This window comes from Sediminicola sp. YIK13, from assembly GCF_001430825.1.
Taxonomy (GTDB): domain Bacteria; phylum Bacteroidota; class Bacteroidia; order Flavobacteriales; family Flavobacteriaceae; genus Sediminicola.
Genome location: NZ_CP010535.1, coordinates 2,997,050 through 3,017,280, shown reverse-complemented (window position 1 = coordinate 3,017,280; position 20,231 = coordinate 2,997,050). Strand labels below are relative to the sequence as shown.

At 40.8% G+C, this 20,231-nt stretch carries 23 protein-coding genes; 10 read left to right on the top strand and 13 right to left on the bottom strand.

Features of this window, described 5'->3' with window-relative positions; genetic code table 11:
• Window positions 1–185 precede the first annotated feature (185 nt).
• From SB49_RS13435 to SB49_RS13410, 6 genes are all read left to right on the top strand, one after another.
• Window positions 186–1,322 (top strand): ligand-binding sensor domain-containing protein, encoded by a 1,137-nt coding sequence (locus SB49_RS13435; protein ID WP_062057414.1) that lies wholly within the window; start codon window positions 186–188, stop codon window positions 1,320–1,322.
• Between the two features lie 10 nt (window positions 1,323–1,332).
• Window positions 1,333–1,779 carry a GNAT family N-acetyltransferase gene (locus tag SB49_RS13430; RefSeq protein ID WP_062059228.1) on the top strand — a complete coding sequence of 149 codons (447 nt, stop codon included), beginning with the start codon at window positions 1,333–1,335 and terminating at the stop codon, window positions 1,777–1,779.
• 52 nt (window positions 1,780–1,831) lie between these two features.
• Window positions 1,832–2,122, top strand: coding sequence for a hypothetical protein (locus SB49_RS13425; protein ID WP_062059225.1), 291 nt, complete (start codon window positions 1,832–1,834; stop codon window positions 2,120–2,122).
• Window positions 2,123–2,213: 91 nt separating this feature from the next.
• A complete protein-coding gene (locus SB49_RS13420; protein ID WP_062057411.1) occupies window positions 2,214–2,573 on the top strand; it encodes a hypothetical protein in 360 nt (119 codons plus the stop codon).
• Window positions 2,574–2,670: 97 nt separating this feature from the next.
• Window positions 2,671–2,865, top strand: coding sequence for a hypothetical protein (locus SB49_RS13415; protein ID WP_062057408.1), 195 nt, complete (start codon window positions 2,671–2,673; stop codon window positions 2,863–2,865).
• The gene (locus SB49_RS13410) at window positions 2,825–3,190 is read left to right on the top strand and encodes a bleomycin resistance protein (RefSeq protein WP_062057406.1); all 366 of its coding nucleotides are present in this window, start codon (window positions 2,825–2,827) and stop codon (window positions 3,188–3,190) included. Before SB49_RS13415 ends, SB49_RS13410 begins: the two co-directional genes overlap by 41 nt.
• A gap of 74 nt (window positions 3,191–3,264) precedes the next feature.
• Here the strand turns inward: SB49_RS13410 and SB49_RS13405 are convergent, their stop codons facing one another.
• Entirely contained in the window at window positions 3,265–3,783 is a 519-nt protein-coding gene (locus SB49_RS13405; protein ID WP_062057403.1) for a DUF4494 domain-containing protein, read from the bottom strand.
• A 299-nt stretch (window positions 3,784–4,082) separates the two neighbouring features.
• Between SB49_RS13405 and SB49_RS13400 the strand changes: the two genes are divergently transcribed.
• A complete protein-coding gene (locus tag SB49_RS13400; protein ID WP_062057400.1) occupies window positions 4,083–4,577 on the top strand; it encodes a regulatory protein RecX in 495 nt (164 codons plus the stop codon).
• Window positions 4,578–4,632: 55 nt separating this feature from the next.
• On the opposite strand, the gene SB49_RS13395 is transcribed toward SB49_RS13400, so the two are convergent.
• The 7 genes from SB49_RS13395 to bioA form a co-directional block, all read right to left on the bottom strand.
• Window positions 4,633–5,127, bottom strand: a complete 495-nt coding sequence (locus SB49_RS13395) for a DUF6646 family protein (RefSeq protein ID WP_062057398.1) — start codon at window positions 5,125–5,127, stop codon at window positions 4,633–4,635.
• A gap of 70 nt (window positions 5,128–5,197) precedes the next feature.
• On the bottom strand, window positions 5,198–6,055 hold the full coding sequence (locus SB49_RS13390; protein WP_062057396.1) for a cupin-like domain-containing protein: 858 nt from the start codon (window positions 6,053–6,055) through the stop codon (window positions 5,198–5,200).
• A 73-nt stretch (window positions 6,056–6,128) separates the two neighbouring features.
• On the bottom strand, window positions 6,129–7,223 hold the full coding sequence (gene bioB, locus SB49_RS13385; RefSeq protein WP_062057393.1) for a biotin synthase BioB: 1,095 nt from the start codon (window positions 7,221–7,223) through the stop codon (window positions 6,129–6,131).
• Between the two features lie 317 nt (window positions 7,224–7,540).
• A complete protein-coding gene (locus SB49_RS13380; RefSeq protein ID WP_062057383.1) occupies window positions 7,541–8,971 on the bottom strand; it encodes a flotillin family protein in 1,431 nt (476 codons plus the stop codon).
• Window positions 8,972–8,975: 4 nt separating this feature from the next.
• A complete protein-coding gene (locus SB49_RS13375) occupies window positions 8,976–9,554 on the bottom strand; it encodes a hypothetical protein (protein WP_062057380.1) in 579 nt (192 codons plus the stop codon).
• 69 nt (window positions 9,555–9,623) lie between these two features.
• Window positions 9,624–10,778 (bottom strand): beta-ketoacyl synthase N-terminal-like domain-containing protein, encoded by a 1,155-nt coding sequence (locus tag SB49_RS13370; protein WP_062057378.1) that lies wholly within the window; start codon window positions 10,776–10,778, stop codon window positions 9,624–9,626.
• A gap of 14 nt (window positions 10,779–10,792) precedes the next feature.
• The gene (gene bioA / locus SB49_RS13365) at window positions 10,793–12,061 is read right to left on the bottom strand and encodes an adenosylmethionine--8-amino-7-oxononanoate transaminase (protein WP_062057376.1); all 1,269 of its coding nucleotides are present in this window, start codon (window positions 12,059–12,061) and stop codon (window positions 10,793–10,795) included.
• A 78-nt stretch (window positions 12,062–12,139) separates the two neighbouring features.
• Between bioA and SB49_RS13360 the strand changes: the two genes are divergently transcribed.
• Window positions 12,140–13,618, top strand: coding sequence for an ArnT family glycosyltransferase (locus SB49_RS13360; protein WP_062057374.1), 1,479 nt, complete (start codon window positions 12,140–12,142; stop codon window positions 13,616–13,618).
• Here SB49_RS13360 and bioD read toward each other — a convergent pair.
• Genes bioD through SB49_RS13345 form a run of 3 tightly spaced genes read right to left on the bottom strand, consistent with a single transcriptional unit; the run spans window position 13,610 to window position 15,771 of the window.
• Window positions 13,610–14,227 (bottom strand): dethiobiotin synthase, encoded by a 618-nt coding sequence (gene bioD, locus SB49_RS13355; protein WP_062057372.1) that lies wholly within the window; start codon window positions 14,225–14,227, stop codon window positions 13,610–13,612. The genes SB49_RS13360 and bioD overlap by 9 nt on opposite strands.
• A gap of 15 nt (window positions 14,228–14,242) precedes the next feature.
• Complete coding sequence (locus SB49_RS13350) at window positions 14,243–14,623, bottom strand: putative signal transducing protein (RefSeq protein ID WP_062057371.1); 381 nt, start codon at window positions 14,621–14,623, stop codon at window positions 14,243–14,245.
• 8 nt (window positions 14,624–14,631) lie between these two features.
• Complete coding sequence (locus SB49_RS13345) at window positions 14,632–15,771, bottom strand: aminotransferase class I/II-fold pyridoxal phosphate-dependent enzyme (protein WP_062057369.1); 1,140 nt, start codon at window positions 15,769–15,771, stop codon at window positions 14,632–14,634.
• A gap of 61 nt (window positions 15,772–15,832) precedes the next feature.
• Here SB49_RS13345 and SB49_RS13340 point away from each other — a divergent pair, with 61 nt between their 5' ends.
• Complete coding sequence (locus SB49_RS13340) at window positions 15,833–17,641, top strand: M61 family metallopeptidase (RefSeq protein WP_062057367.1); 1,809 nt, start codon at window positions 15,833–15,835, stop codon at window positions 17,639–17,641.
• Window positions 17,642–17,643: 2 nt separating this feature from the next.
• Window positions 17,644–18,177: a GNAT family N-acetyltransferase gene (locus SB49_RS13335; RefSeq protein ID WP_062057365.1), complete on the top strand. Its 534-nt coding sequence runs from the start codon at window positions 17,644–17,646 to the stop codon at window positions 18,175–18,177.
• 59 nt (window positions 18,178–18,236) lie between these two features.
• On the opposite strand, the gene SB49_RS13330 is transcribed toward SB49_RS13335, so the two are convergent.
• Entirely contained in the window at window positions 18,237–18,518 is a 282-nt protein-coding gene (locus SB49_RS13330; protein WP_062057363.1) for a F0F1 ATP synthase subunit epsilon, read from the bottom strand.
• A gap of 81 nt (window positions 18,519–18,599) precedes the next feature.
• Window positions 18,600–20,108, bottom strand: a complete 1,509-nt coding sequence (atpD, locus tag SB49_RS13325; RefSeq protein WP_062057360.1) for a F0F1 ATP synthase subunit beta — start codon at window positions 20,106–20,108, stop codon at window positions 18,600–18,602.
• Window positions 20,109–20,231 lie beyond the last annotated feature (123 nt).

Below are 20,231 nucleotides of genomic sequence, written 5' to 3'. Positions count from 1 at the left end.
TCCGGAGCACCCTAAAAAAATAACTGTTATTTTCAATTGTTCCTGAACAAAAATTCTCGTGTTATCATTAACTTTAAGGGTGTAATTATCCAATTATGGAAAACTGCTGTTTAGCCTTCTTCACTATTCTTAAATGATCGGTATATGCTAAAAACAGGTAATTGGAAAACCATAAAATTAAAGCTATGAAAAATAGAGGTACCAAAAGATGGAAAAAATCGAGAATTCCATTTTACCTCTTGCTGCTATTTTTGGTTTTGATCTCCTCCTGTAATGGTCAAGATAAAAACACCGTACCCCCAATAAATTTAGAGAGTACCAGGGATAACCCAAAAAATACACTCAAGGATACTGCTGTTATGAAATATCAGCTCGCCACCCAAAAATATGGAGCTTCACTCCTTACTCCTCCCCGAATTAGCGATTTTGTGCGAAGGATATTCCAAGATAAACGCGGAAATCTATGGTTTGGAACCAACGGAGATGGGGTTATCCGGTACAACGGGGATGCCCTGGAGTATTTCTCACTTGATGAAGGGTTCGGCGGGGTTGCTGTAAGGGGAATTATAGAGGATAAACAAGGTAATATCTGGTTTGGCACCGAACGGGGGATAAGCAAATATGACGGGATATCATTTTCTAATTTTACAGTAAAAGATGGGCTGATCAATAATGATGTTTGGAGCTTGGCAATAGACCGTAAGGGATTGCTCTGGATAGGTACTTTGCAAGGGGTGTGTACTTTTGATGGGGAAACATTCACTCCATTTAATATTCCCGAAGCTAAACCCGATTACAGCAGAGGGGTGACTAGTGCCAAGATAGTCCATAGCATAATGGAAGATAGCAAGGGAAAGATGTGGTTCGGCACCAACGGAGGCGCCTATAGTTTTGATGGAAAGAACTTGACCAATTTTTCTGAGAAAGATGGCTTGTCCAACAATAATGTAAACAGTATTTTGGAAGATAAGGACGGAAAAATATGGATTGCAACAACACATGGCGGACTCTGTCTGTATGACGGAAAATCCTTTACCAATATGAGCGAAAGGTACAAACTCAATGGCACTGAGGTGTGGAATATTTACCAAGACGCTAAGGGTGACATATGGTTTCCGGTAAAACGTTTTGGGGTATATAGATACGACGGAAATTCCTTTACCAATTTCCGTGAAAAAGATGGCCTCGCCAGTGATGCAATTCAAAGTATTTTTGAAGATAAAGAAGGGCGACTCTGGCTTGGGGGCTGGTTGGGACTCAATCGTTTTGACGGAAAATCTTTTTTCAAAGTGTCCACTATGGATGGTCCTTGGGCCAAATAATTTTGATATTATGAAGTATAGAAAAGCCGAAATAAAAGACTTGGATAATTTATCCGTACTGTTCGATAATTATAGAGTTTTCTATAGTAAGGAAACGGATATTGAAAGTGCTCAAAACTTTCTGAAGGATCGAATTTCAAAAAACGATTCTGAAATTTTTGTTGCCGAAAATACTGAACACCAGTTAGTTGGGTTTGTGCAATTATATCCCCTATTCTCTTCTGTTCGAATGAAAAAATTATGGTTGTTAAACGATTTATTTGTAAATTATGACTATCGTAAGAAAGGTATTTCCTTGGGATTGATTGACAAAGCTAAAGAACTTGTTGAAAAATCAGGGGCCTGTGGTATGTATTTGGAAACTGAAAAATCCAATCTGGTGGGCAATAATCTATATCCAAAAGCCGGATTTGAATTGAATAATGACTCCAATTTTTACGAATGGTATCTAAAATAACGACATTCAATAGCCTAATATTAGTCAGCTTTGAATGCCAAAACCAAAAGTTATGTTCATACAAAGCAAAAGACTAGGTGTTATCCTAGTCGCCGTATCATCGCTATTACTCATCCCATTGTTGGCCATGCAATTTACAGAGGAGGTACATTGGACCTTCTCAGATTTTTTGGTTGCCGGGGCCCTACTAATGGGTACAGGTTTAATGGTTGATTTTACATTAAGAAAAGTAGCTCAGACAAAATATCGCATCGCCATTTGCGTTGCGATAGTAATTGGTCTTCTCCTGATTTGGGCAGAGCTTGCCGTAGGCATCTTTGGCTCCCCAATTGCAGGTAATTAGAACTAATCCATAAGCAGACGAAGTTGTAAAAAATAAATAGAACATTACTCAATTTGTATTTTGAAAAAATAAACGCCTTAAAAAACAGCACATGAGAAAATACTTTATTGGAATTTCAGCAATCGCACTAACTTTAATTTCATGCAATAAAAAGGTTACCGCTGATTTTGAAATCACAAACAATACTGGGTCTACAATTGATTCACTAAAAATCGGGGCAAAAAAATCTCAAGATGCTCATTTTATTTCTTTAAAACCGGAAGAAAAGGTGATCTACAAGGCTGATATGGGAAAACATATTAAAACCGATACTTCTTATATTATTTCTTATAAACTTAATGATGAAACCATAAAGCTCCCTTTCTCTTATCTCATTAATGGAGATCCAATAGACAAATTGATATATATCGATATTCAAAAAGACACCTTATCAATGGATATTGAATTCTGAATATACTGATTCTATCACCTATTAATAGAACCGGGGCCATCCTCTAAAATCCAATCAAAATATTTTTTACCTTTTTGGGCGCTGATAATCACCTATAATGGCTCAGAACAAACATCCCATGAGGATTGCAATGTCTAGTGTATTTTTAGGGATTCCCGATAAAGCTTTCAAATACAGCACGGAAGTCTTGGGATTTGAAACAGTTTTCGACAATACCAAAGGAAATTTTATCAATTTAAATGAAATAGAATATGCTGACCGATATCAACCCGAAATTACCAATGCGCAATAAAAATATTACGCGAGAATACTACCTAAATAAACTGGGATTTAGCGAATTCGGCAGTACAGATTATGAGGATTATTTAATGTTGCAGAAGGACAGGATTCAAATTCATTTCTTTGCATTCAAGGAGCTCGACCCAAAAGAAAACTATGGTCAAGTCTATATCAGAACAGATAATATTGATCAATTTTACCAGTCCTTGGTAGCTAAAAAAACAAGCATACATCCAAATGGACCGTTAGAAATAAAACCTTGGGGTCAAAAAGAATTTTCTGTGTTAGACCCGGACAACAATCTATTAACGTTCGGACAAAGCCTTTTAAACAAATAGAAAGTGCGCATACAAATTTCAAATTCATATGCGCACCATCCTAAATACGTGGTTAGTCCTTAGTACCTCAACACCTATTCAATTGCACTTTCTTCTAAAACTTCTTCATCAGCATTGGCCGCTTTTTCTATGACCCTAAATTGCTCCAACTGCTCTTCTTCCCCCGTAAAGTAGGGGAACACGTCCATAATAGGAGATTCGGTAATTGCAGGGACAGTGTAGTCGCCAGTAGTACCCTTCATGGCTTCTATGGTGTTGTCGTAGGCCTCTTTTACATCATTGCCCTGTACCAACATATAGATATTGGTCTTGCGTTCCTTCCCACTGTTTTCGTCAAAGGCGACCAATGCCACTTTAGACTTAAACCAACGGTCGGAATTTTCCACCGGATGTACCTCGGATAAATTGGCCACCTTTATATTGGTAATCAAAAACTCCTCACTGGTATAAGCAGCCATTTCTTGGTTGATTCTAGCCTCTGCCTCCGTGTAGGAAATCGCATCCAACAAATAAGATTCCGTAGTAACTTTTTGTTCTCCAGTCTCTTGTATTTTTCTGTATTTTACTTTGCACTCATACCAGGTTACGCTCATGTCTATTTTTTTTGGATGCCAAATATAGCGGTTAAAAAAGGCCCATTGGAAAATCCGAATAATAGATATCCACAAATTGGTTTTGACCAGATAATCCCATTAAAAAGAAAACTTATCTCCATTGAATAATAGGCTTATTTTATGAGGTTTATGACCAATTACTGGAAAACAATTTTACATTAATAAAAAGCCAAAGGGAGTACTATTAAAACTGGTTTGAAAAATTAAATTTTAAATAGTTCCCCGCTTCCATTAAATTTCTTTGACATTTCTTCAAATGGACTTAGATTTGAAACTCTATGCAAAATAACGGTTATACGAATTTCTCGCGTCCAACTTACACCTTGGAAGAAGCTACCAGAAAACTGGAGGGCTATTGCGCCTATCAAGAGCGCTGCCATAAGGAGGTTGTGCAAAAATTACGCGATATGCGCATGATCCCTGATGCGATCGATCAGATCGTGGTACATCTTATAGATCACAACTTTTTAAACGAGGAGCGCTTCTCTATGAGTTATGCAAGGGGTAAGTTCAATATTAAAAAATGGGGCCGTAACCGAATTACCCAGGAACTGAAACAACGGGATATCTCCCAGTACAACATCAAAAAAGCAGTGGCCCAATTGAACACCCCCGCTTATATGGAAACCTTGGATACCCTCGCCAGAAAAAGATTGGACGGCATCAAAGAGACCAACATCCAGAAAAGAAGAAAAAAACTCGCCGATTACCTGCTCTACCGCGGGTGGGAAAGTCATTTGGTGTATGAAAAGATCACCGAACTCATCAAATAAAAAACGCTCCCTTTCCCAAGAAAAGAAGCGATTTATTACTTATAAATTATATTCCCTATAGATTAAAGGCAGCTCCAATACTGAACACAAACTGGTTGTTCAATTCTTGCGCTGGAGTCAAGTCGCTATTATCATACTTTGCCAAAGGCGCTGCAAATTCCATAAACACCCCAAAACCGTCGGTAAAGAAGTATCTGGTACCCAAGTGAGCTCCAAAATTACGAAGTCCCAAGCTCAACCCTGGATAGATATCAACTTCGTTCCCCAATTGGAAAACACTTCCCAAATTGGCGTTAAATCTTGCCCTTACGTCTACCCTGTCGTCAAATTCAGCGTTGATTGTTTCTTCTACGCCCAAAATATAGGTAGCGACAAAACCAATAGAAAAATTCTCTCCAAGACCAGTATCATAGGTGGTTACGATTCCTGTTCCGTTTTCCTGGAAATTGGCTCCTACTTGGAATTTGGAATCCCCCTTGCCTTCAAAAGCCTGGGCATTCGCAAAGGTAGCAGCTAAAACAAATGTCAATAAAACTATTACTTTTTTCATGTTACTTTATTTAGAGTTGGTGCAATTACGAAAATAAGTTACAAATGTATTTAATTCCTTGAAACAAGCACTATCCCACCAGTTTGTTTGTGCGTTTTATAGCCTGTTCATTTTTCCAATCGATCCAATCCTGCCCCTTCAACTTCCGCATAAACTGGTCATAGTAGCGCATGACCAAAACATTGTAAAAGGCTGTTCCCAAATTTCTGGGTTTGCGTGCTATGGCCCGCAGGCTCATGGAAAATCCTGGTGTGATATAACGCATATAATGCCAATATCCCTCTGGCATATACAACACCTCCCCATGTTGCAATTGGGTCTTATAGCCCTTGGCATTTTTGAGTGCGGGCCATTGGTTAAGATCCGGATTGGAAAAATCTATACTCTCATGGGTGATCAATGCATGTGGGACCTTATATAAATATCTGTTCTCGGTTTGTGGAAAAAGGATTATTTCTTTCTTTCCCTCAAAATGAAAATGAAAAATATTGGCCAGATCTATGTCGTAATGCATAAAGGTTGAAGAGTTCTCCCCGCCAAAAAAAAGCATCGGCAGACCTTTCATCAATCGCAGTCCAAAGTCTGGGAAGGTAAAATCATCCTGCAACTCCGGCACTTCCTTTAGAACGTTCCATAAAAAGATGCGATACTTGGTGGGCTCAGCCTTCAGAAGGTCTATATAGTCCGCCATTTGCATTTTGGCGTGGGGCTCGTTGAACCCGTCCTTATGGTGCACAGGTCTATCATCGTACAAGGGCACCGTTTTATGCCCGGCCACCTGCTTCATATATTCCAGGTTCCATTTGGAATAAGCAGGCCAGCCCTCAATAAACCGCTCGATAACGACCGGCTTTTGAGGCTTAAAGTACTTTTCTATAAAATCTTCCTTGGTAATGGTCTTTACCCGGGGTATGTCCTGTAAATTCAAACGCTAAAGATTAACTTAGACTTCTAAATTTAAAATTCCCCAACCGAAGTCCCCTATAAATGGGCACAAAGGTCTATTCCGAAAGTTTGGCCTTTTGCTTGGCGCTTTCGTTACGATCTATGGTGTGTCCCGGTCTGCTCCATTTTGGTTTTTCACCCAATGTCTGGAATTGTGAATCCTGGGCCTCCACCGTTTTTGGCTGTGCTACCTTTGTAAATGGCTTTTGTGGGTTTAGCCCCAAGAGCTTGAACATTTCCATATCCTGATTGACATCAGGGTTAGGGGTTGTCAATAATTTATCCCCGGCAAAAATAGAATTTGCCCCAGCAAAGAAACACATCGCCTGTCCTTCCCTACTCATTTCCGTACGTCCTGCAGATAGCCTTACCTGAGTTTCCGGCATTACAATACGGGTAGTAGCCACCATACGGATCATCTCCCAAATGGAAATAGGCTCAATATCTTCCATGGGGGTGCCTTTTACGGCTACCAAAGCATTGATCGGTACAGATTCTGGCTGTGGATCCAATGTGGCCAAAGCAACCAGCATTCCTGCCCTGTCCTCAATTTTTTCTCCCATTCCAATGATTCCCCCGCTACAAACGGTCACATTGCTTTTTCTAACATTTCCTATGGTGTCCAATCGGTCCTTAAAGGCCCTAGTGGAGATCACATCCTTATAATAATCCTCGGACGTATCCAAATTATGGTTGTATGCGTATAAACCCGCTTCTGCCAAACGCTGTGCTTGGTTTTCCGTAATCATCCCCAACGTACAACAAACCTCCATATCCAGTTTATTGATGGTACGTACCATCTCCAAAACATTGTCAAACTCTGGTCCGTCCTTTACATTACGCCAGGCAGCACCCATACAAACTCTTGAACTACCCGATGATTTAGCACGCAAGGCCTGAGCCTTTACCTGCTGAACCGACATAAGGTCATTGCCCTCAACATCAGTGTGGTAACGCGCCGCTTGCGGGCAGTACCCACAATCTTCTGGACAGCCCCCAGTCTTTATGGACAACAAGGTAGAAACCTGTACCGTATTTGGATCGTGGAATTTACGATGCACTGTTGCCGCCTCGTACAGCAATTCCATTAATGGTTTATTGTAAATGTCAAGAATTGCCTCTTTGGTCCAGTTGTGCTTTACTTCGCTCATAGATATATATTGTCTGGGGCTTTCCGCTATTTTCTACCGCCTGGCTTTCAATACCAAATGGAAATTCAAAAAATAGCGGCCGGGCTGTTCACTTGATCTTTTCTTTTTTCCATGATCCATCTTCAACTATCCGATGTGCCAAAAGAAAAGGATGCCGTTGCCATCCCTAAGCCAAAAATTCAAATTAAAAATCAAAAATAGCCTATTTACAAATCATATCCCAATAAACAAATCTGATAATATAAGGTTGCAAAGTAAAAAAGCCCGAGAATCACAAGGATGCCGCGGGCCTTCAAAAGTTTGGTTACATATATTTATTACTTCATATCCTCTTTGGCATCGGACTTTTTAGAGGTGCTTTCGGTCTCTTCCGCCACTATCTCCTTTCCCTTTAAATATTCGGGCAATTGCATCCCTGCCATGTTGAACATTTCCTGTAAAGGGGGCACGGATTTGTACATCCCCGATATAAAATTAGCGGTAGATCCTTTGCCATCAGCTGTTTTGGCCCCTGAATCCCAAACGGTCACCTTATCTATTTTAATGTTTTTAATAGCTTCAGCCTGAATTTTCACCAACTCTGGCAATTTATCGGCGATCAATAGCAATACCGCATCTTTGGGATTGTTCCCAGATGCTTTTACAATTTCGTCCAGACCCTGTGCCTGCTTGGTCAATATTTCCAAGAGACCTTGTGCTTCCGCCTGTGCTTTGAACAAGATGGCATCTGCCTCCCCTTTGGCCCTTCTACGAATACGTTCCGCTTCAGCCTCGGCATCGATCTCCACTTTTTTCTTGTCAATTTCCGCAGGAACAATGATATCTGCCATTTGGGAACTTCGCTCCCTATCGGCCCTAGCCAACTCCGCATCCTTTTCTGCAGCATAGGATTCCTCCAAGGCTTTAGCCGATTGTACCTTTTCAGAAGCAATTGCAGTTCGTTCTGCCTCAGCTTCCCGCTGTCTACGTAAGGAATCCGAATTCGCGACATTGATTTTGGCAAGGTTTTCACCCTCCACAGCTTGTGCATTGGCTGCTGCCACCTGGGTACGTTCGTCCTGAACGGCATTGGCCTCCCCAATAGAACCATCCCTGTTCTTTTCCGCAACAGACTTACGTGCCGCATTGATGGCATGGGCTGCCGCTTCCTTACCAAGGGCTTCAATATAACCAGATTCATCAACAATGTCAGTGATGTTTACGTTGATCAGTTTTAGACCTACTTTCTTTAATTCCGATTCCACACTTTGTGAAATATTGGTCAGGAATTTGTCCCTATCCGAATTGATTTCTTCAATATCCATAGAAGCCACTACCAAACGCAACTGCCCAAAAATAATCTCTTTGGCAAGGTCCTGCACCTCTTGCATCCCTTGGCCCAAAAGACGTTCTGCAGCGTTCTGCATAATCCCTGGTTCTGTGGAAATACCAATTGTAAATCGTGAAGGGACGTTTACCCTAATATTTTGCTTACTCAGAGCATTCACCAAATTCACCTCAATGGAAATTGGCGTCAAATCCAAAAACTCATAATCTTGAATTACTGGCCATATAAAGGCTGCCCCACCATGGATACACCTGGCAGAATTCCCTGTTCCCACTTTTCCATAGACCACTAAAATACGGTCAGACGGACACCTTTTATACCTGCGTATAAAGGAAATAATTACAATAAAAAAGAATAAAACGGCAAAGCCGATGGCCAGCAAGGTGGCACTGCCGCCCATTTGTAAGGGTAATGATAGCATTTGGTTATTTATTTAGGAGTTCAACAATTAATATTCCGTTTTTGGTCACTTCTTTTACTTTTACCACATCGCCCATTACGAGATCCCTGGTTTCCTCTGTAAGTGCATCCAATTCGCGTAGTGTTCCTTGCACCTTTATACTCACCTTCCCAATAGAGGATCTCTTGGAACCAATGGTAAGGTACACTTCTCCAACTTGGTTCAGGGCATTGCGTAGCTTAAGGGTGCCGCTGCTTTGTAGTTTGCTCAAATAATAAAAAAGCGAGGCCATGGCAAACATCATGATAAGGCCACAGATCAAGGAGACAAGGACGGTCATTGTCTTGGACCAGCCGGCATCAAGACAGGCAATCCCAGACCATCCAAATATGGTCAAAAAGGCTACGAAGTTCTTCAATGACAAGAATTGGAAATCAATCCCCGTATCCGCTTCTATTTCGGCATCTACATCTCCTCCAAATTCATCGGCATCACTACCGATCATGGTAAGGAACAATAGAATCAGCAAGATAACAGAAGAGATAATTGCTACGACCCAGTAAATTTTTTCAAAAATGGACAATCCTTCAAACCACAGTTCCATATATCTTACAGATTTTGATTAAAAAATGGTAAGATAGAATATTTTCTTAGATTGTTGGGAAAATCTTTCTTACCGCGAAAGAAGAATGGAAACGGCGTTCCCTCCAAAACCAACGGCATTTACCATCACCTTGTTGATTTTTTGGGCAGTTGATTTTTTATCCAAATAAGGAACTCCAATAAATTGTTGTTGCTTCAACATCAAGATGGCAAGTTCCATACTCAACATCCCTGATGCCCCGAACGTATGTCCAATCTTCCATTTATTAGTAGTAAGAAGCGGCATTTTGTTACGGAATATCTTCGTAATGGCGTTTTTTTCAGATAAATCGCCCTTAATAGTTCCAGGGGCGTGCATTACAATAACATCTACCTCATCGGGATCAGTGTTACCCAAAGCCATGCGCATGGAGCGCTGGAAACATTCTGCCTCCGTAGAGATGGATATATTGTGCTGTAATATTTCGGTGGCATATCCGATTCCTTCTATAACCGCAAGGGCATTGTCCTTTTTGCCCTGCTCCATACAAAGCATGGAAGCACCTTCTCCGAGCACCATGGTATTTGATGTTTTCTCCAGGTCCAGGGCGCGACAAGGGTAGCCTGGTTGTTCCTTGGAATATATTTTCAGGGCCTTCATCTGCGCTATGGTAAAGGGTGTCAAGGGCGCTTCCGATCCTCCGACCATAAATTTGTCCGTCATCCCACTTTTAATCCAAGCCATGCCGTTCAATACGGCATGAAGCGCTGTGGAACAGGTTATGGAATGTGATATTTCCGGACCTTCCGTCTGCAGGTCATGTGCAATCCAAGAAGATATATTCCCCAAAGTTGTGGTTGGGGAGGCCAAAGTAGAGGTCCTTTTGGTTTGCAGAAATTCTTGGTGGTACTTTTCGAAAAGAGCAGTAGCCCCCCTAGAGGAACCAATATTCACCCCAAAATTATCTCCCAATTTCCATCCCGCCATTTCCATGGCTTTTCGAGAAGCAAACAGGGCATAAAGTACACTGTTATCGAGGCTTTTGTATTTAGGATCAGATGCTTTTAACTTTTCAATCTCTTCCTTGGCATGTGCTGAAAGCGGAGCAGCCCAACTTTTGACATCCCCTATTTTTTTTTCAACCAGATGGTGTCCATCCTTTAAATAATTCTCCCATGATTCCTCCAAGGAAATTCCCAAGGGTGAAATGGATGCCAAGGCGGTGATGGATATAGACTGACTCAAAATAAGATGGTATATTAAACGATATCAAATACACTTTCAATGGCACTGTAAATCTGCTCCAATTGTTCCTTGGATACGATATAAGGTGCCGTTATATATATTGTACTGCCCAAAGGTCTTAAAAAGACCCCCTTCCCCATAAAATGCTGCATTAATTTATCCCGCAAATTACCATAACGCTCCATCTCTATATTCAGATCCAAGGCATAAATGATTCCTGTTTGGCGGGTCCTGGCCACTTTGGGGTGGTTTTTTATACGGGCATCAAAAGCTTGGTGCGACTTTATAATGCGAGCTATGTTGTCCTGTATTTCTTTGGATTGCAACAGTTCCAATCCGGCCAATGCTGCTGTACATGCCAATGGGTTGGCGGTATAGGTATGTCCGTGAAAAAGTCCTTTGGCGATATCATCACTATAAAATGCATCGTAAACTTCTTTTGTACAACTGGTAATCGCCATAGGGATGAGTCCGGCTGTTAAAGCCTTGGACATACAGATAATATCTGGTTTTGTTTCAATCTGGTCCGATGCAAAATGGGTGCCTGTTTTTCCAAAACCGGTCATGACCTCATCGGCAATCGTTACCACTTCGTGCTCCTTTAGAATCCTTAAAATCTCCCCTAATCCTTCGGCATCGTGCATTTGCATGGCTGCGGCCCCCTGTACCAAAGGCTCATAGATAAATCCAGCAATATTTTCAGCAGCAACATAGGTGTGCAATAAAGTAAGAACCTCTTTTAAATTTTCCTTGTTCGGCGGAGGAATTCGCTTTACCTCAATAAAAAAGTCCTCAAAAGGGCCGTTATAAACCGATAGTCCGGAAACGGACATCGCTCCAAAGGTATCCCCGTGAAAGGCATCTTCAAAAGCCAATAGTACATTGCGCTTTCCCCCCTTGTTAAAATGGTATTGCAGTGCCATTTTAATTCCAATTTCGGTGGCGGTAGACCCATTGTCCGAGAAAAATAATTTTTCTTGGTTGGCAGGTAATATTTTTATGAGCTCTTCTGATAGCTTTACGGCAGGCTCGTGGGTAAACCCACTAAAGACCACCTGGTCCAACTGTTGCATCTGCTGATATACCTTTTCCAAAATATAGTCATTGCAATGGCCATAGACACTGGTATACCAAGAAGAGATACCATCTATGTATTCCATTCCACTTTCATCATACAACAAGGCACCCTTGGCCTTTGTAATCCCCAACATTCTAGGATGCAGCTTGTGCTGTGTCAACGGGTGCCACACGTGTTTTGCATCTCTTTCCGAAATATTTTTCAATTGTATAAAATTTAAAGAACCAGCTTTTTATCTATCTTGCAAAGATGGCAAATAAACTTAAAACCTCCTGTGTTTACCATGGTATTTGATTTGCGCAACATCAATTTTATAGAACTTAGGAGCAGGACTGTTTTTCTTTTCTTATTTCTGTTGGCATTTGTAATCAGGGCCCCTTTTTTCTTTAGGGATTATATAGACCGGGACGAAAGCACCTTTATACTTATGGGGCAATCTTGGGTAGAGGGCCATTTGCCGTATACCGAGCTTTGGGACCTAAAACCTCCTATGACCTTTCTTTTCTTTGCCGGTATCATTTATGCCTTTGGAAAAAGTTTTATCGCCATACGCGTATTTGGCACATTGGTAGTGGCCATCACTTCCTTTTTTACATATAAAATAGGTAAAGAAATAGGAGGACCAAAACTAGGATTATGCACAGCTATAGCTTGCACCGCCCTACAAAGCCTCTTTGGCAGTCTTCAAGGGGTTATGTCCGAACACCTCAGTGTTGCCTTTTTAATGCCCGCAATTTTTATTATCCTAAAATACAATAAGTACTATTGGTATGGACTGGCAGGAATTTTATTGGGGCTTACGGTAATGACCAAGCTAAACCTTGCCTATGCCGTATTGATCTTGGGCTTATTCCTATTCTATAGATCATTTGTGGAAAAGCAATTAAAACAAGGATTCCAGAACTTGATATTTCTTGGATTGGGGGCGATACTCGTTATTCTGCTCACCATTTTACCCTACTATCAAAATGGTATCACGGCCCTTTGGTGGCAATCGGTCATCTTGGCGCCTTTAGAATATGCCGCAGCAAATAGGGGCTCCCTTTTAGATGTAATACCCACCTGCTTAATTATCATAGGCTTCTTCCTTTGGGCGTGGAAAAAGAAATATCTGGATTTAAAAAATAGGCATGTACAGGTGTTGTTCGTCACTGTCATAGGGATTCTCTTCTCTTTTGTGCGAGGGGGGAAAATTAATGGCCATTATCTGATACAAGTATATCCAGCTTTGCTGATATTGGTCGGTATGGTATTGGCCACAATCCCATTTTTAAAACGTTTTAAATGGAGACCGTATTATTTACTTATTTTTCTTCTGGTCCCCATGGAGAGCTATCTGGAGTATTATGCTCTTCTAAAACACAAGGTAGTAAAGGGAACATTCTTCAATGGAGAGGGCATAGAGGTTCCCCGTTTTATTAAAGATCATGACTTGGACAGCTCTAATATTTTGTTTTTAGAATACCATATTGGCTACTGGCTTTTGGATAAAAAACCCTTGACAAAAATTTCTACCCATCCCAGTAACATTTGTAAGGTAGAGATGTTTCCCTATAGTGGTACAACCAGAAAAACGGCCATGGAAGAAATCACATATCTCTTGGAGGACATCAAACCTACTTTGGTCATTACAAGGGATAAGGAAAATATTTTCGATAAGGAAAATATTACTGAAAATGCGTTTACAAGAAACTACCTGAATCAATATTACCGAATTATAAAGATCATTGATCATGCAGAAATCTGGCAACGATTAGAGTAATTCCAAATTAGCTTTAAACAAGGTTGCATACTTTTTGATGGTTGACTTGTCAAATGCTGTTTCCTCATCAATTCTCCCGATCACGTGTACTTGGGTCTTTTTCACAATAATACTTTCTGTGGTAGGGTGTTCCTTTCCACTAAAAATAATAGACACGTCGTACCCTTTCATTTTCAACCAATTGATGGTCAATAAGGAATGATTGATGCTCCCCAGGTAGTGTCTACAGACCACAACTACCTTATAAGTTGGCATGATAATGTCGAGAATAGTGTCCGAATCATTTAAAGGCACCAATAAGCCACCAGCACCTTCTATGACCAAATGGTTTTCCGTCACAGGTTCATGTATATTGTTAACATCTATAATCACCCCTTCCAATTCTGCAGCCGCATGTGGACTCATCGGAGTTTTTAGGGCATAACTATTTTCATGGATCACCGTTTTTTTGTTGGAAACCAGATCAGCTATTTTATGACTATCCGTATATTCCAGTTCTCCTGCCTGAATGGGTTTCCAATAATCTGCTTCCAATGCTTCCACGATGATGGCAGAGGCAATGGTCTTTCCTACTTCGGTAGAGATTCCAGTAACAAATATTCTTTTCATAAACTTAGAGATATGCTAGGGTTTTGTTATAAAATTACAATTTAAACATTTGTATTTTTTCATTTCAAAAAATGGAAAAAGTTTATAAAATAGCGTTTTTCTGTTATAATATGTTTCTGAACGACGAGCTTTGCAATTGGGACAAACTATTAATTCTCCTTGGTCATCTGTAGCATAATTCCTGATTTCATTATAAATTTCCAAAGCTTCTTCCTTGTCACTGAAATAAACCAAAAGTTTGACACCTCCAATCGCATTACTGATCAGTGGATCTGAGTTCAGCGTATTTTCATCCCTGAGAAAAACTGGTATGCCTTCGGCTTCCAGTCGACCTTTTATAATCTGCACATCGGCAACGTATTCAAAAGCCCCCAACGTATAAAATTCCTGACCCATGATAATTTTTATATGAAAATAGTCAATAATCGTAATACTTCGGCTATTTCGGTTTTCGTATTATACGCATGCAGACAAAACCGCAACCGCTCTTCCCCTTCCTTTACGGTTGGTGATAGGATAGGTTTAACGTCGAACCCTTTTTCTTGGAGTTGTCCAGCAATATCCTTAACCCGATCATTGCCCGAAATTACGCAGCATTGGATGGCGGAATTACTGTCAATAAATTTTAAACCCCGTAACGCTACTTGTTCCCTAAAATACGTGATGTTTTCTTTAAGTACAGCCAAACTGGTAGTATGGGATAATTCCTGATAAGACAGTAGTATGGTGGCCAAAGAATGTGGTGGCATGCCAGTTGTGTAGATAAAACTTCTCGCGAAATTGACCAAATACTGTTTTAATCTTTCACCACCCAAGACCGCTGCCCCATGACTACCCATTGCCTTTCCAAAGGTCACAATTCTGGCAAATACTTGTTGGTGCAATCCCAACTCCTGCAGCGATCCCTCACCAGTATTGCCCAATACCCCTACTGCATGGGCTTCATCGACAATTAAGCGGCAGTTTTGTTTTTTACAAAAATCCACAAAAGCTGTCAAATCTGGACTATCCCCGTCCATGGAGAAAACAGATTCCGTAATAATATATACTTCTCCATTGGTTGCGCTGCTCCGGTTGCTTTTCACAAGACGATAGACATCGGCCAGGTCGTTATGTTTAAACTTATACGCTTTAGCGTTGCTCATTCCTAAACCGTCCCTAATGGAAGCATGGATCAGATCATCATATAAAATAATATCGCCCCTTTGGGGCACAGAACCCAATAATCCCAAATTGGCATCGTAACCAGAATTAAAGACAACTGCGGCCAGACAGTCATGAAACTTTGCAATCGCACTCTCCAAATTCTCGTACAGCATATTGTTTCCCGATAACAACCGGGATCCAGTAGCTCCATTAAGCGTGTATTTTCTCTCCTTCAAAAGCCTGGAAGCACCCTCAAAAATAGTCTGATCCTTGGCAAATCCTAAATAATCATTGGAGGAGAAGTCTATGGGGATTTGTGATATAGTCAATTCCCTTAGCGCATTATTCGCTGCTCTTTCCGATAGTTTGTCACGTAATTTTTTGGGGAAATCGTCCATAGTACAAATGTAGTATATCCTGTTTTTAAATGTTATATTCGTGACCATAAACCCTAGAAAAATGAAAAAGCTGCTCTCGCTTTTATTCCTGATTTTAATTGCCGGTCCCGTAGGTGCCCAAACAAACACCTATAGCATTTCCTTTGAAAATGCAGAACACCACGAAGCCGAAATAAAAGCCACTTTTCCAAACCTGAGTATGGACACCATTGGGATTCGCATGAGCAGGACTTCCCCAGGACGATATGCCCTTCATGAATTTGCAAAAAACGTCTATAATGTTACTGCCACGGATAGCAAAGGGACTCCCTTGAATATTACCCGCCCAAACCCATACCAATGGAATGTATCGGGACATGACGGCACCATTCAACTAAGCTACACCTTATTTGCCAATCGTGGGGACGGTACCTATTCCCAGGTTGATGAAACCCACGCTCACCTAAATATCCCAGCCACTTTTATGTTTGTTCCAGAATTAAGTGATCGGAACATTACGGTCGACTTTAACGTCAGGGAAGATTTAAACTGGAAGGTAGCCACCCAAATGCCCAAGGTATCGAACAACACCTATTCTGCCCCAAATTTGCAGTATTTTATGGACAGCCCCACCGAAATTAGCAATTATAGTTTGCGGGAATTTGAAGTGGAATCCAATAAACAAAAACAGACGGTTCAATTTGTTTTACATCACAATGGAACTGAGGCGGAATTGGATACCTACTGGGAAAAAGTAAAAAAAATTGTGTTGGCAGAAAAGGATGTCTTTGGAGAACTTCCCAATTATGATTTCGGTACCTATACCTTTTTGGCCTGTTATATCCCAAATGCATCGGGTGATGGCATGGAGCACAGGAATTCAACCATACTGACCGATAGGGAAGGTTTGGCCGAAGGAGGCATGGAAGGCAATATAGGAACGGTGTCCCACGAATATTTTCATTCTTGGAACGTAGAGCGCATACGCCCGAAATCTTTGGAGCCTTTCGACTTTACAGAGGCCAATATGAGTGGCGAATTATGGTTTGCAGAAGGATTTACCAGCTACTACACCAATCTTATCCTTTGTAGGGCGGGTATCATTAGCCCTACAGCTTACATAGAAGGGTTGACCGGCACTTTTAACTACGTATGGAATTCTCCCGCTCGACAATTTTTTAACCCGATAGAGATGAGCTATCAAGCCCCATTTGTAGATGCCGCTACCTCTGTAGATCCCGTTAATAGGGAAAATACCTTTATCTCTTATTACTCCTATGGTAGCGTACTGGGTCTTGCGTTGGACTTGTCCCTCCGCCAGAAAAATCTAAATCTCGACGATTATATGAAGTTGGTATGGCAGACTTATGGCCGAAAAGAAACCTCATACACCGTTGAAGACCTTCATGAAACGTTGAACAAATATGCCGGTACTGATTTCGGCAGCGAGTTCTTTGGTAATTATGTGTACAAAAGTGACATGCCCAATTATGCACCACTTTTTAAATCAGTGGGAGTGGTACTAAAAGAAGATTCTACAAAGCCGTTTTTTGGAGCCTCAGTATCCATAAAGGATGATGGCACTGCTGTTATAGACCGTAACGTTCCCATAGGCAGTCCGGCCTATAAAGCCGGTCTAGAAAATGGGGATGTTATTATATCTATCAATACTGTTTCCTTCAATAAAGAACAACGGTTTTCAGATTTCATCAACCAATTTAAGGTGGGTGATGTACTTGAGCTCACATTTAAAAGATTCGGCGTTGAAAAGTCTGCCTCTTTGGTTTTACAAGCAGATCCGTCTTATGGCATTCAATTGATGGAGAAAGAAGTTATTAAACCATCAAAAGAAGTATTGGCAAAAAGGAAGGCTTGGCTTAAAATAAAATAGCAATGGAAATTCGGTATTGTCCGGTTAGTACGAAAGAGGAATTGGAACAGATTCTGGCCTTGCAACAAGCAAATCTTTGGGCTAATGTAAGCCCCGAAGAAAAGGAAAAAGACGGCTTTGTAACCGTTGAGCACAACTTTGGAATATTGTACCAAATGAATGAGGTTTGTCCTCATATCATCGCCAAGGATGGAGATACCGTAGCGGCATATGCCCTATGCATGGACCCCATGTTCGCGGATAAGATCGAGATTTTAAAACCCATGTTTGCAGAAATTGAAAACGTAGTACCCAAAAAAGAAAAATACATTGCCATGGGGCAGATCTGTGTGGGCAAAAACTATCGAAATCAAGGGATTTTCCGTGGCTTGTACAATGCCATGAAGGCACATGTACGACCAGAGTTCGATAGTATAATTACAGAGGTTGATGCCAAAAACACCCGCTCCCTTCAAGCCCATTATGCGGTGGGCTTTAAAGAATTGAAAACCTATTATTCCGACGATAGGGATTGGGTATTGATTCGTCTGAAATAATTTCAAATAAAAAAGCCAAACTTAACAGTTTGGCTTTTTAATGTAGTAAGTGTAGCAATTTAATCTGCCAACACAATAATTTTATTATTTCTCATTTCGATAGTACCACTGGAAATGGCCAAAACCGTTTCACCATTGGCACCCTTTGAAAACTTATCCTTATTGGATTTTTCCACAACTACGTTATTGCCATTAAATTTTACATTGCCTTCCTGTAATAAAGAAACAATAGCGGCGTGGTTTTCCAAAAGTTGGAATTCACCATTAACCCCAGGCACAATTACCGAGGTAACTTCTCCTGCAAATAATGTAGCTTCTGGTGATACAATTTCTAAGTACATATTATCTAATTGTTGGTTGCTAGTTTTAGGTCGATCGCTTTTAGTTTATTTAAAGCCCATCAACATCAAACTATCAACTATTTATGCTTCAGCCAACATTTTCTCTCCTGCCTCAATAGCCTCTTCGATGGTTCCTTTAAGGTTAAAGGCAGATTCTGGTAAGTGATCTAATTCACCGTCCATGATCATGTTGAAACCTTTAATAGTTTCCTTGATATCTACCAATACTCCTGGGATCCCTGTAAACTGCTCAGCTACGTGGAAAGGTTGAGACAAGAAACGTTGCACACGTCTAGCTCTACCTACTGCTTGCTTATCCTCTTCTGATAATTCTTCCATACCAAGGATGGCAATAATATCCTGAAGCTCCTTGTAACGCTGCAACAACTCTTTTACTCTTTGCGCACATGCATAATGATCTTTTCCTAAGATTTCAGCTGTAAGGATCCTTGAAGTAGAATCCAATGGATCTACTGCAGGATAAATACCCAACTCTGCAATCTTACGAGACAATACGGTAGTAGCATCCAAGTGGGCAAACGTTGTTGCCGGTGCTGGATCCGTTAAATCATCCGCAGGAACGTAAACCGCCTGTACAGAGGTAATAGAACCTCTTTTTGTTGATGTAATACGCTCTTGCATAGCACCCATCTCCGTTGCCAAAGTTGGTTGGTACCCTACTGCAGATGGCATACGACCTAAAAGTGCCGATACCTCAGAACCTGCTTGTGTAAATCGGAAAATGTTATCAACGAAGAACAGAACGTCCTTTCCTTTTCCTTCTCCTGCTCCATCACGGAAAAATTCGGCAATGGTAAGACCAGAAAGAGCCACACGTGCACGAGCCCCTGGAGGTTCGTTCATTTGTCCGAAAACAAATGTCGCCTTGGATTCTTTCATGACTTTTTTGTCCACTTTGGACAAATCCCATCCACCTTCTTCCATAGAATGCAAGAATGCGTCACCATATTTTATAATACCTGATTCTAACATCTCACGCAACAAATCATTTCCTTCACGGGTACGTTCTCCAACGCCCGCAAATACAGAAAGACCACCGTGACCTTTTGCGATGTTATTGATCAGCTCTTGAATCAATACTGTTTTACCAACACCTGCTCCACCAAACAATCCGATTTTACCCCCTTTAGAATAAGGCTCGATCAAATCGATAACTTTGATACCAGTGAACAACACCTCTGAAGAAGTAGACAAATCTTCAAATTTTGGTGCTTCACGGTGAATTGGAAGTCCATCTTTACCTGACTTAGGCAAATTCCCTAGGCCATCAATGGCATCACCAATAACGTTGAACAAACGACCATACACATCATCTCCAACCGGCATTTGAATCGCACTTCCCGTGGCTTCAACCGCAACACCTCTACTTAAACCATCTGTAGTATCCATGGATACGGTTCTTACAGTATTCTCACCAATATGTGATTGTACTTCAAGGACCAATTTGGAACCATCTTTCTGACTGATCTCAAGAGAATCGTAAATTCTTGGAAGATTTGCTCCGGATTGGAATTCTACATCGACCACTGGTCCGATGATTTGAGAAACTTTACCTGTAACTTTTGACATTACTTAAATGTTTATTGTTTAGCGTGATAAAAAACGAACAACAACCTTTTCACCTTTTTTAGGGACCAGATTTTTCGCGCTGCAAATATATACCTTTTAAATTTAAAAATAAAGTGGTTTTTC